This is a genomic window from Halorussus litoreus (genome assembly GCF_003382685.1).
Classification (GTDB): domain Archaea; phylum Halobacteriota; class Halobacteria; order Halobacteriales; family Haladaptataceae; genus Halorussus; species Halorussus litoreus.
This window is the reverse complement of record NZ_KZ859514.1, coordinates 66738-78088: the sequence shown is the minus strand read 5'-3', so window position 1 is coordinate 78088 and position 11351 is coordinate 66738. Positions and strand designations below refer to the sequence as shown.

Here is an 11351-nt window from a genome sequence, read left to right as displayed (position 1 = left end):
GGTCCGGCTCCTCCGGGCCCACTCCCCCCACCCTCGTCGTCCGGCGGGGCGTGACACTCCGGTCACGCCCCGCCGGACGACCGGAGTAAGGGTCGGACACGCCGTCGTAGCACGGGGGTTCGACATCTCGTCGTAGTGCAGTTCGCAGTCACCGTCTTCTTCCACGATTTATTGGACCCCCTAAGCGCTCGTTACCGGCGGACACGCCGCCGGTTTCGAGACTGTTCCGTTGCTCCCGCCGGCAACTGTCAGTTGCCGGCGGGAGCAACGGAACAGTCGGGATTGGTGAAGCGAGAGAGGGGAAAATGGAGGGGCAAAGCGAAGCCGGAGAGCGGAGACAGAATAGCGAGAACGTATGAGAGAGGAAACGAGCCGTCGAACGACAGCGCAGTCGCTACGGAGTTTGCGTTCCGGAGGAAGCGTCGCGTCGGCGTTCAGTCGGCCTTGGCGGCGACCTTCTCGTCCGCCTCGGCGTCGGCCATCTCTGACGTGATCGCGTTCGCCATCGCGAAGACTGCTGCCTTGTGATCAGTCTTCGATTTGTGAATCGATGTCGGTCGTACACCGAGAGAATCGTAGTCCGCAAGGTCAACTTTGGTGCTGTGCTCCTCCTCGAAGTAGTTTCCAACCTCCGCAAGCAGGCCGTGAAGGTGGATGAGTTCCTGCTTCTTCATAACCAAGCGAGGATAACAGTTGCAGGGTTATAGTATTATCTTGAGTCCCGTTAACACGGAGTGTGCATTACTCCTCCATATGAGGACGTAATTCCCGGAATCACGCCGGACGGTAGGAATGTGAAAATGTAGCATGGCATCTCGACCGTTCCACCGGTAAGGACTCCTTACCGGGCGCGAACGGCGCTCGGCCGCCGAATCTAAAAGATTTTTATCCGATTCGGCGCGTTGGCAGAGTCATGGAGGGTTACGACGACCACCTCGAACGGGCATTGGAGGAATCGCCCGATATCGCCGGCAGCGGCGACCGGTTCGGCGTGCCCGACGCCGAAGTTCGACAGGAGGGCAACGTCACCGTCTACGAGAACTTCCAGGACACCCTCGACCGACTCGGCCGCGAGGAGGACCACGTCCTGAAGTTCCTCCAGGACGAACTCGGAACCAGCGCGCAGATCGACGAGAGCGGTCGCGCGCGCCTGACCGGGAAGTTCGGGCGGGACCGCATCGAGGACGCGATCGGAGAGTACAGCGAGAAGTACGTGCTTTGCTCGGAGTGTGGCCTCCCCGACACGCGACTCGAACGAGAACAGGGCGCGTTGTTGGTCCGATGCGAGGCCTGCGGCGCTCGCTCGGCGACGCCCGACGAGTAACAGGCCGACTCTTACTTGAACTGCTTGAGCGTCTCGAGATCGCGCTCGGTCCGGGTGAACTCGGCCGTCCGACGCGTGGCGTCGCAGTTCGGACAGCTGAACTCCTCGTCGTGGGCGGGGAGGTCGTCCGGCGACGCTTCCCAGTCTTTGTCACAATCCGGACAGACCAGTCTCACGTACGTTTCGTTCATGCGTGCGTCCATGGGCCGGGCTGATAGAAAAAAGTTGTCGAGCGGTGACAGCGTTCGAACGGGTCCAAGCGAGCGGCGGGGTGGGGCCGTCGGAACGTTGATTGCCCGGTCGCTACAAATCCACCCGTGTTTCCGGAGATCGCGTACCTCGACTGGATCGTCGGCCGACCCGAGCGCGCCGATTACGACCTCGGCTCCTCGGATCTCGTCCGCGCGGAATCGACCACCGGCGGTGGCGGACCGGATGTGAGTTCGCAGTCGGATGCGAACGCGGGGTCGAATGTGAATTCGGGGCCGGATGCGAACGCGGGGTCAGCGGCGGGTGGCGTCGTTCCCCCGGCGCTCGGCGACCGGCCGACCCCGGATGCGACCGCCGCCGAACTCCTCGCGGAGCTGTACGGCGTCTCCCCCGAGAACGTCCTCGTGACTGCGGGCGCGACCCACGCCAATTTCCTCGCGATGGCTGCCAGCCTTCCGGGGCGGACGCAGCCGAGCGAAAACGGGGATTCGACCAGCGAAAACACCGACGAAATGTCGGACCACCGCGTGCTGGTCGAGAAGCCAGGTTACGAACCCCTGCTCGCTACCCCGCGAGGGCTGGGCGCGACCGTCGACCGGTTTTTGAGACCTGCTGCTGAGGGTTACTCGCTCGAACCTGACCGAGTGGCGGGTGCGGTCGTCGAGGACACGGCGCTGGTCGTGATCACGAACCGCCACAACCCGAGCGGCCGCCGGGTCGGTCGGGACGGGCTCGCCGACGTGGCGAGTGCGGTCGCGGACGCAAACGCGAGCGGAGAGAGCGAAGGCGACGCGCGGCTGCTCGTCGACGAGGTGTATTCGCCGTTCGGCGACGAAGAGGTCGAGGGACCGTTCGGCGGGCCGACCGCCGCGGGGCTCGACGGCGTCGTCGTCACGAGTTCGCTGACGAAGCTCTTCGGTCTCGGCGACGTGCGGGTCGGCTGGCTCGTCGCCGACGCGGAGTTCGTGGCTCGCGCTCGGTCGGTCGCCCACCACGTCCCGGCGGTGTCGGCGGTCAGCGAGCGTCTCGCCCGGCGGGCGCTGGCCGACGCCGACCGGTTGGCCGGGATCGCTCGCGAGCGCGTGCGAACCAACCACGACGCGCTCTCGTCGTTCGTCGACGGCCGGGACGACCTCTCTGGGACGGTCGAGCCGGGCAGTCCGTACGCCTTCCTCGAACACGAGTCGGCAGACGGAACGGCGGTCGCCGGGGCGGCATGGAACGACGGCGTACTGGTCGTCCCCGGCCGGTTCTTCGACGACCCGGACCGCTTTCGGCTCGCGGCGTGTCGAGACCCGGAGATGGTCCGTGCAGGACTCGACCGCCTCGGCGGGGTGCTCGACGGTCTCTCCGAGTGAGATACTGACGGGGTCGGGGCACCCGCTACGTTTTTGTGCCGCATCTGCGAACGGTCGCCGGTGCTCGGGGACCTGCTGTTCGAAGGGTTATCGTTCGCCGGCGAGTGGGTCCTGGACCGCGTCTTCGGCGACGACGAGGACGACGAGAGCGCGGAAACGGACGAGCAGGCGGACGCGGAGACGGACCGCTGATCCCGCGAGTTGACACGTCACGCGAGTTCTTGGCCACTGATCCAGCTCCCTCGTTTCGTGGAACTCTGCCAAAAGTTAAGACCCACCCACGCAATCGTACCTCCATGGACGCGACACCGCAGGAGATCACGACGCTGGTCGGCCGGGAGGTGTACTCCAACAACGGCGTCTTCGTCGGCGAGATCGAGGACGTCCGCCTGAACGTGGACGCCGTCGCAGTCACGGGAATCGCGCTCGGCGAACTGAACGGCGACCTGTTCACCGGGGTCGTCGACGACGAGGACGGCGTGATGATTCCGTACCGCTGGGTCCGAGCGGTCGGCGACGTCGTGCTCATCAACGACACCATCGAGCGACTCCAGCAGCCCGAGGGCGACGCCGACGAAGAGGTCGCGGTCTGAACGGTTGATTTAGCGGTCGAAACGGCGGCCGTTGTTTTTCGGTCAGTTTGGGTGGCGCTGGCTGCTCTCCCCGGCTAACGTGCGCTGGCTTCTCATACTTCCCGGCGCGCGTTTGGGCGCGGCCCTCGCGGCCGCGCCCTATCGTGCGAGGGAGTTGGCCGAGTCTTCGCGAGGGAACCGAGCGCAGGCTCGTGGGGGCTTCGCTCCCACGGCGTTTATGCGGCCATCGAGGCTGGGGAGGTCTGAGAGGCTGTCGCGGTGCTGTGCGGCTGCGGTGCTGTGCGGTCGCGGTCTCCCCGATGCCCCGGCAGTAGCTAGCTCGAACGTGTCCTCCATCGAAGGGAATGATAGTGAGAAGCTAGCTATTGCTTGCGCCTCGGCGTGACAGCCCCGCAAACGCGGCGTGACCGCACCGCAAACGCACCGCGACCGCGGGCCGCAGACCTTCCCAGCCTCCTGCGCACCGGTTGGAAAATACGGAGACTTCGGAACGACGCCAGATATCGAAATTCAGCTACCGTTCGATCCCTCGCCACTCTCGACGCCCATCGCGTCGAACAGCTTGCGCTTGACGGCCTCCTCGGTCAGCGACAGCAGCGTGTCCCGATTGTCGTCGGTGGTCTCGATGCCGGTGAAGATGCCCAGCGGGATCTCGACGCTGGCCTGCGTCGAGTGGCCCGCCGCCTCGCCGATGTCGCTGAAGGCGTCCTGAAGCATCTTCCCGATGTTCATCCGGATGTCCTTCGAGCGCGCGGCGAGGTAGATGGTGTCGTCGGCGATGCCGAACACCGCGGTCGTCGTGATGCCCTCCAGATTCAGTAGATGGGAGGCGGCTTGCGTCAGCGCGTCGCGGTCGCGGATGAACCCCGCGTTCGAGACCAAGTGGCTTCCCTGGACCTCGCGGTTGGTGATGGCCTCCGCGAGCACGTCGAGGGTTTCGGGCGACATCGACGGCGACTCAACCTGTTCGAGCGTGTCGTGGTTGGCGAACGGGTAGAGGTACGCCGCGGCGGTCAGGTCCGCGGGCGTGGTGTCGCGCTTGAAGTCCAGCGTCTCCGCGCGGATGCCGTAGAGGAGTGCGGTCGCGACCTCCTCGCTGACGTTGAGGTCGAACTCCTGGACGTACTTCGTGAGGATGGTCGAGGTGGAGCTCACGCTCGGCCGGATGTCCACGAAGTCGGCCTCGTACTCCTCGTCGGGCTCGAAGTGGTCGATGAAGATGTCGACCGGCCGGTCGAAAGTTGCCTCCGCCGCCTTGGCGTGGTCGACCAGCGCGACGGTGTCGTAGCCGTCCACCTCGGCGTCGTCGTACGGTAGGAGTTCGATGCCCAGTAGGTTGACGAACGCCCGATTCTCCTGATGGCCGATGTCGCCGATGTAGAGGATGTCGGCCTCGACGCCGAGGTTCCCCGCGATAGCCTGTAGCGCGACCGCGCTCGCGATGGAGTCGGGATCGGGGTTGTCGTGGGTGACGATGGCGAGCCCGTCCTCGGTGGCTTCGATGACCTCGGCGAGCTGTTGGGCCTTGTACTCCAGCTCGCCGGTTTCGAGCGCACGCAGCGCCGAGTCGGCGATGACGGTCGAGGGGTTGATGACCACGTCCGCGCCGAGCTCGGTCAGCTCGTCCTCGGAGACGGGGTCGCTGGCGCGCACGACGATGAACTGCTCGCCGTCGTGCTCGCGGATGTTCTCGACCGCCTCCTTGTTCGCCTCCACGTCCGACGAGAGGATCAGCACGACCTCGTTGTCCGCGATGGTGTCGTAGAGACTCTCCTCCCGGATGTCGGCGGTCTGTGCGTTGAGGTCCTGATCGCGCAGGGCCTCCACGCGGTCGGCGTCCCGGTCGATGATGAGTACGTCCTTGCCCTGGTCCACCAGTTCCTCGGCGACGGCGTGTCCGACGCTCCCGCAGCCCAAGATAGCGTAGTCGGACATCGAGGAGATGGTAATCCCGGCGCTCATGATACTGTGGCGTTGCTTCGGCCCACACTTAACCTTCCCGGGAACGATTTGCCGGCCTGAAACGCCGAAAAATAGCGAGCTCACCGCCGAGCCCGCCGACGGTTTTTCAGAAGTCCGCCGACGCGGCGACTCCGACCAAACGAAAACGTATTTACGTACGACCCGGTAATCTCAGAGTACGTTGGGCCGGTAGCTCAGTTAGGGAGAGCGTCTGACTCTTAATCAGACGGTCAGGGGTTCAAATCCCTTCCGGCCCGCTTTTGCGACGAACGAAGTGAGGAGCGAAGCGGCCGCGTGGGGATTTGAAGTAGACGAGTCGCACGCCCGGACCGTCTCGGCGTGGTTCAAATCCCTTCCGCCCGTGTTACGACCTTTTGCTGCACTCAGGAGCAGCGAGCAAACGCCTCGCCGGTCCTTCGCTGGCAAAAGCTCGACCAAAAACACCGTCAGAGCGAAGCTCTGACGAGCCTTCGGTCGCGGTGAATCGCTGCGCTCGGGTTCTCCGAACCGCTCGCTTGCGAACACTAGTCCAGAGACAAATGCAACCGTCGCGGAACTGGTGCTGGCTTCCCGTTCGGACTCATTTCCCGACAAGAAATCGCGCTCTCGCAACCTATTTGTTCCGCGCGGCGGACGGATTCGGTATGAAAGTCGTCGTCAACCTGAAAGCCTACCCCTGCGACCCGGTCGAGGTAGCGACAGCCGCACGCGAGGTGAGCGAGGCGTCCGGCGTCCCCGTCGGCGTCGCGCCGCAGGCCGCCGACCTCCAGCGCGTGGCCGAGACGGGCGTCGAGACGTGGGCCCAGCACGTCAGCCCGGTCGAACACGGCAGCCACACCGGCTCCACGCTCGCGGAAGCGGCCGCCGAGGCGGGCGCGACTGGCACGCTGCTCAACCACTCCGAGCGCCGGCTGAAGCTCGCGGACATCGACGGCGCGCTCGACGCGGCAGAGCGCGTCGGACTGGAGACCTGCGTCTGCGCGAACAACCCCGACCAGATCGGCGCGGTCGCGGCACTCGGCCCCGACGCCGTGGCGGTCGAACCCCCGGAACTCATCGGCACCGGGACGCCCGTGAGCAAGGCCGACCCCGACGTGGTGACGGACGCGGTGGCCGCGGCGGAGGCCGTCGACGACTCGGTGGCGGTCTACTGCGGCGCGGGCATCTCGACCGGCGAGGACGTGACCGCCGCGGGAGACCTCGGCGCGTCGGGCGTCCTGCTGGCCAGCGGCGTCGCGAAGGCAGACGACCCGAAGGCCGCGCTGGAGGATCTCGTGGCCCCGCTGTAAGTCCCACGGCGACTGTTTTCCTCGCGATCCGTCCTACTCACCCGGACTCGTCCCGTTCACTCGGCCGTGATGAGCCAGTGGTCGTCGTCCTGTTTCTCCAGCACGGCCGCCTCGCGCATCCGGACGACGTAGCCGGTCGGCGTGTGTTCCAGTTCGTGGTCGGCCTTCACGCGGACGAGGTTGCCCAGCACCTGCGCCGACGGGGGTTTCTGGGCCGCGCCACAGTCGTAGATGGTCAGCAGTTCGCGCTCGCGCTCGTCGTACACGACCACGTGGGCGTGCTGTGGGAGCTTCCACCTGTTCTCGTCGGCCGGTGCCAGCGTGTTCACTCTCCCAACTACTCGGAGCGGTGCTAAAAGTGTCCCGTCACGCGGGGGCTCAGCTCACTTGGGGATTCGATTGCTCCGCTCAACACCCGAAGACTGGCCGATGCTCTCGTTCACCCTCGTCCGTTCCTGTCGAATCGCCTCGACCTCCTCGGATCGGTTCTGGTGGTGGACCGCGACGTCCGTGGTCGTGACGACGCCCAGAAGGTCACCGTCGGCGGTCACCGGGAGATGTCTGGTGGAGTTCTCCCGCATCACTTCGACGGCCTGGCTGACGCTGTCGTCTGGGTCGACGGTCACGACTGGATGGCTCACGACGGTCTCCAGCGGAATCTGCTCGAACGACTTGTCGGCCGCGACGCCCGCGTGAAGGAGATCGGACTTCGTGACGATTCCCGCTGGCGTCCCCTCGTACGTCACGATGATGCTACCGACGCCGTGACGGAGCATCTTGGTCGCCGCATCCTGAACCGTCGTGCCGGTCTCTACGGTCACGACCGACTCGCTCATCAGTTCTCGAACGTGCATATATGCCTGATGATGTTACGAGAATAAAAAGGCCTGGAGGGTATCCCACTGACTGAGAATCCACCATCTCGCGTAACCGAGCCGGTGACGTCAGGGGTCATCGACGCAAGTGACGGGAACTCGGCAAAATAGACGGCATTTCCGCCGTACGGCCGAGATGGTTAGGAGTCACCGTGGTTTCGGGGACGTACCCCGACGACCGGCGACTCGCCGCCTAGGGCGCGTTTCGAGGTAACCACGTGGACCTCGAATAGCGCTACGCCGACTCCACGTCGGGCAGTTCCTCGGCGACCTCCGCCAGCGCCTCGGTCCGGCTGTCGTCGTCCATCTCGCCGTCGGTGAGCGCCGCGAGCAGGCTCGGCAGCGCCGCGACGTACTCCCCGCCGCCCGCGTGCTGGACGAACCCGCGCTGGCGGAGCGTCCGGTTGTGGTTGTACGCGAGTTCGCGGTCCTCGGGGCCGCCCGCGACTACGTGTGCTTCGACCGGTGCGGCCGGTCCCTCCCGGAGATAGTATGCCAACATCCCGCGCTCGACCGGTTCGAGCCCGTCGAGTTCCTCGCGGATGGCGTCGAGCGGGTCGCGCTCGTCGGAGTCGCCACTCTCAGAGGAGTCCGTGTCGTCGACCGACTCCTCGGCCTCCTTCGCGTCGGCCTGCTCGAATCCGCCGAGATCGGCCTGCCGGGGCTGACCTGCGTGCCCGCCCTGCGGGGACTGTCCCGCTCGTCCTCCCTGCCGAGGTTGCCCGGCCTGTTGGGCTTGCCCGACAACCTGCCCGCCGCCGGTGTCGATGTAGGGGTTCGCGCGCTGGTTCTTGGAGGTGTCGAGCATCGCCTTGGCGAACTTGTCGGCGACCTCCTCCATCTCGCGGGCCTCCTCCAGCCGGCGTTCGAGATCCTCGATGTGGTTGTCCTTCTCGCGGACTTCCTGCTCTAGCTCCTCGATGCGGTCCTCCTGCTGGCGCTCGGCCTCGCTGATCTCTCGGAGGTCGCTCACGAGGTCGTCGCTGACCGACTTGAGGTCCGGGCGCTCGAAGTCCTCCAGTCCGGGCGTCGCCCCCGCGTCGAACGTCTGCTTGCGGTGGAACTGGACCCGCCGAGTCGTCTCGGACCAGTCGGTCGTCAGGAACGCCTCGCCGTCGCCCATGTCCTCGATGGCGTCGGCGTAGTCGTTGCCCAGAATCCGGCCGACGACGTTGGTGTCGTTGTTCCACGTGAGTCGGTGCCAGACGAGCCAGTCGCATTGAGTAATAAAATCCTTCTTCACGTCGGCGGGGCGCTGGCTGATGCCCGCGATGCCGAGGCCGTGTTTGCGCCCGCGCTTGCCGATCTTGATGAGCATCCGGCCACACTCGTCCATCCCGCCGCCCTCGGGGATGTACTCGTGGACCTCCTCGACCACCATCAGGAACGGCTTCTTGAGCTTCTTCTCCTTGGCGAACAGCTGCTGGGCCACCGCCTTCAGCAGCTCCTTCCCGTCGTCCTCGTCCAAATAGCCAGACACGTCGAGGATGATGGGGACGTTGTCCTCCAGCGCGAGCGACGCCAGCTTCTCGGCGTGCTGTGGCTCGACCTGGATGTCGCACTCGTCGTCGGCCCCGGCGTGGAGCAGTTCGTACTCCTCTTTCAAGCCATAATACTCGCCGTCCGTATCCACGAGCATCACCGGGTAGCCGCCGTCCAGCAACTTCTCCGCGACGACGCTCATGGTGTTGGACTTCCCGGACCCGCTCTTGCCGGTGATGAACGCGCGACCGGTCAGCACCTCTACGACTGGGAGTTCCACGGGATCGCCGGGTTCGCCGTCGGTTCCCCCGACCCCGTCGCTCACCTCGGCGACGTCGATGGTTTCCTGCGACATGCGTTCGTTGCGCGCTACCTCTCACCCGGCCCTCATAAACTGTCGGGGCTTCGACGGCGAGGTGACTTCGGTGTCGAGGCGGCGGTTCCCGCGGCGATTGTGGTTGTGGATGCGGTAGCGGAGGCGGCTGCGGTTGTGGTCGCGGATGCGGGTGCGGTCGCGGACTCGGTGGCGGTTGCGATTCTCATATGCTCAAGCATAACTGCGGACGCGGTTGCGGATGGTGTGGCGGTCGTGGCTGTGGTTGCTGTCGCGGATGCGGTTCTCATATGCTCAAGCAGAGATGCAGTCGCAGTGGCGGTGTCCGATGGCATCGAGTAGCTGCCATCCGAGATCTCATCGATGACAGCACCCGCGACCGCTGCTATCGTTGAGCCTAGGAGTAACCGCACCGCAACAGCAACCGCCACAGTGACAGCAACAACCGCACCGCAACAGCAACCGCCACAGTGACAGCAACAACCGCACCCGCCACCACAACCGTAACTATCCCTGCCGCGCCGAGAGCAGCGCCCCGAAGACGGTCGCCACGAGCGCGAACCCGGCCAGCACGACGAACAGCGCGGTCGGGTCGAACAGGTCGAGCACGATCCCTGCGATACTCGCACCCAGCGCGCCGATGCCGAACACGCCGAGGTAGGTGAAGCCGTACGAGAGGCCCCGCGTCCCGGCGGGCGTGTACTGCGCGACCGCCGACTGGTAGAGCGGCTGGACCACGAACAGCGCGAAGCCCAGCACCGCGCTCGCCGCGAGCAGGGCGGTCAGGCCGGCGTTCAGTGCCGGGACGTACAGCAGCGCGATGACCGCCAGCGCCGCGAACGCCGCGGTGATGCCGCGTTCGACCCGGATGCGGTCGGTGAGCTTCCCGCCGACGTACTGGCCGCCGATGCCGATCATCAGGAGTCCGGCGTACACGTACTGGGAGGGCTCTATCTCGCGCGCGCCGACGGTCACGGGGTCGAACAGCGGCTGGTTCGCCAGCATCTCCGGCAGGAAGGTGAGCACGCCGCGGTAGTACAGCCCCGAGCACATCACGACGACGAACACGAAGACGAACGCGCCGGAAAAGAGCGTCTTCGAGTCGGCGAGGAACTCCGACAGCGAGGAGACGCTGCCGCCCGCCCGTGCGTCCCCGCCGTCAGATGTGGCGCTCGCGTTCTCACTCCCCGACTCACCGCCGTCGGACGCTGCACTCTCTCCTTCAGCCTCGCCGCCGTCAGGGGAGGCTTCCACTGCGGCGGTCTCGTCGAAATCCACCGTGAGCGCGAACAGGACGGCAAGTCCGGCCGGGACCGCCAGCAGAACGACGGCGGTCCGCCAGTCGAAAAACAGCAGGAGCAGCGCGGTCGAGAGCGGGCCGAGCGCGATGCCGAGGTTGCCCGCCATCCCGTGGTAGGCGAACGCGGTCCCCTGCTGGGAGACGCCCTTGCTGACCAGCGCCAGCCCCGAGGGGTGGTAGACGCTCGCGGCGACGCCCCAGAGGACGAGCGCCAGCGCGATCACCGGCACGCTCGGTGCGGCGCTCAGCAGGACGAACGACCCGCCCATCCCGGCGAGACAGGCGATGATGAGCGTGCGCGAGCCGTACGCGTCGGCCAGCAGGCCGCCGGGCAGCGCCCCGAGGCCGAACAGCGCGTAGCCCGCCGAAACGGCCAGCCCCAGCGTGGTCGAGGAGACGCCGAACTGGTCGAGCCAGATGGTTAGCAGGATGGGGATCGACAGCTCGTAGGTGTGGACCATCGCGTGGGCGACCATCACCAGCCCGACGATGGAGCGGTCGTTCCGGTTCATCGGCTCACCTCGAATCGCCAGGGCCTCGCTTCGCCGCCACGACGACCGAGTTCCGTCTCACGACTCGACCGGGTCATTGGACACAGACGTGTCTTATCGCCGTCGCTCTTGA

The 11351-nt window shown here is 65.9% G+C and carries 13 protein-coding genes and 1 tRNA gene; 7 read left to right on the top strand and 7 right to left on the bottom strand.

From position 1 onward, the window contains the following. Positions 1-434: 434 nt before the first annotated feature. The gene (locus DPQ64_RS07175) at positions 435-674 is read right to left on the bottom strand and encodes a UPF0058 family protein (protein WP_115863673.1); all 240 of its coding nucleotides are present in this window, start codon (positions 672-674) and stop codon (positions 435-437) included. A 239-nt stretch (positions 675-913) separates the two neighbouring features. On the opposite strand from DPQ64_RS07175, the gene DPQ64_RS07170 reads away from it, so the two are divergent. Further along, positions 914-1324, top strand: coding sequence for a translation initiation factor IF-2 subunit beta (locus tag DPQ64_RS07170; RefSeq protein ID WP_115863672.1), 411 nt, complete (start codon positions 914-916; stop codon positions 1322-1324). Between the two features lie 11 nt (positions 1325-1335). Here DPQ64_RS07170 and DPQ64_RS07165 read toward each other — a convergent pair whose 3' ends face one another. Continuing rightward, positions 1336-1515 (bottom strand): DUF7836 family putative zinc-binding protein, encoded by a 180-nt coding sequence (locus DPQ64_RS07165; protein WP_115863671.1) that lies wholly within the window; start codon positions 1513-1515, stop codon positions 1336-1338. Positions 1516-1641: 126 nt separating this feature from the next. Here DPQ64_RS07165 and DPQ64_RS07160 point away from each other — a divergent pair, with 126 nt between their 5' ends. The 3 genes from DPQ64_RS07160 (at position 1642) to DPQ64_RS07155 (ending at position 3485) form a co-directional block, all read left to right on the top strand. After that, positions 1642-2892: a pyridoxal phosphate-dependent aminotransferase gene (locus DPQ64_RS07160; RefSeq protein ID WP_115863670.1), complete on the top strand. Its 1251-nt coding sequence runs from the start codon at positions 1642-1644 to the stop codon at positions 2890-2892. 60 nt (positions 2893-2952) lie between these two features. Then, positions 2953-3084 (top strand): hypothetical protein, encoded by a 132-nt coding sequence (locus DPQ64_RS19745; protein WP_269814471.1) that lies wholly within the window; start codon positions 2953-2955, stop codon positions 3082-3084. A gap of 104 nt (positions 3085-3188) precedes the next feature. Next, the gene (locus DPQ64_RS07155) at positions 3189-3485 is read left to right on the top strand and encodes a PRC-barrel domain-containing protein (protein ID WP_115863669.1); all 297 of its coding nucleotides are present in this window, start codon (positions 3189-3191) and stop codon (positions 3483-3485) included. Positions 3486-3995: 510 nt separating this feature from the next. Here DPQ64_RS07155 and DPQ64_RS07150 read toward each other — a convergent pair. Then, on the bottom strand, positions 3996-5447 hold the full coding sequence (locus DPQ64_RS07150) for a DHH family phosphoesterase (protein WP_115863668.1): 1452 nt from the start codon (positions 5445-5447) through the stop codon (positions 3996-3998). Positions 5448-5630: 183 nt separating this feature from the next. Here DPQ64_RS07150 and DPQ64_RS07145 point away from each other — a divergent pair. Together DPQ64_RS07145 and tpiA are read left to right on the top strand one after the other, a co-directional pair. Then, positions 5631-5704, top strand: a tRNA-Lys gene (locus DPQ64_RS07145). Positions 5705-6091: 387 nt separating this feature from the next. Beyond that, positions 6092-6736 carry a triose-phosphate isomerase gene (gene tpiA / locus DPQ64_RS07140; RefSeq protein WP_115863667.1) on the top strand — a complete coding sequence of 215 codons (645 nt, stop codon included), beginning with the start codon at positions 6092-6094 and terminating at the stop codon, positions 6734-6736. 56 nt (positions 6737-6792) lie between these two features. On the opposite strand, the gene DPQ64_RS07135 is transcribed toward tpiA, so the two are convergent. The 3 genes from DPQ64_RS07135 to DPQ64_RS07125 all read right to left on the bottom strand — a co-directional run bounded on the left by DPQ64_RS07135 (position 6793) and on the right by DPQ64_RS07125 (position 9448). Further along, positions 6793-7065: a hypothetical protein gene (locus DPQ64_RS07135; RefSeq protein WP_115863666.1), complete on the bottom strand. Its 273-nt coding sequence runs from the start codon at positions 7063-7065 to the stop codon at positions 6793-6795. Positions 7066-7119: 54 nt separating this feature from the next. After that, a complete protein-coding gene (locus DPQ64_RS07130) occupies positions 7120-7590 on the bottom strand; it encodes a CBS domain-containing protein (RefSeq protein WP_115863665.1) in 471 nt (156 codons plus the stop codon). A 256-nt stretch (positions 7591-7846) separates the two neighbouring features. Next, positions 7847-9448, bottom strand: a complete 1602-nt coding sequence (locus DPQ64_RS07125) for a helicase HerA domain-containing protein (protein WP_115863664.1) — start codon at positions 9446-9448, stop codon at positions 7847-7849. A 105-nt stretch (positions 9449-9553) separates the two neighbouring features. Between DPQ64_RS07125 and DPQ64_RS07120 the strand changes: the two genes are divergently transcribed. Continuing rightward, positions 9554-9769 carry a hypothetical protein gene (locus tag DPQ64_RS07120; protein ID WP_115863663.1) on the top strand — a complete coding sequence of 72 codons (216 nt, stop codon included), beginning with the start codon at positions 9554-9556 and terminating at the stop codon, positions 9767-9769. A 165-nt stretch (positions 9770-9934) separates the two neighbouring features. Here DPQ64_RS07120 and DPQ64_RS07115 read toward each other — a convergent pair whose 3' ends face one another. Then, the gene (locus DPQ64_RS07115) at positions 9935-11239 is read right to left on the bottom strand and encodes an MFS transporter (protein ID WP_115863662.1); all 1305 of its coding nucleotides are present in this window, start codon (positions 11237-11239) and stop codon (positions 9935-9937) included. Positions 11240-11351 lie beyond the last annotated feature (112 nt).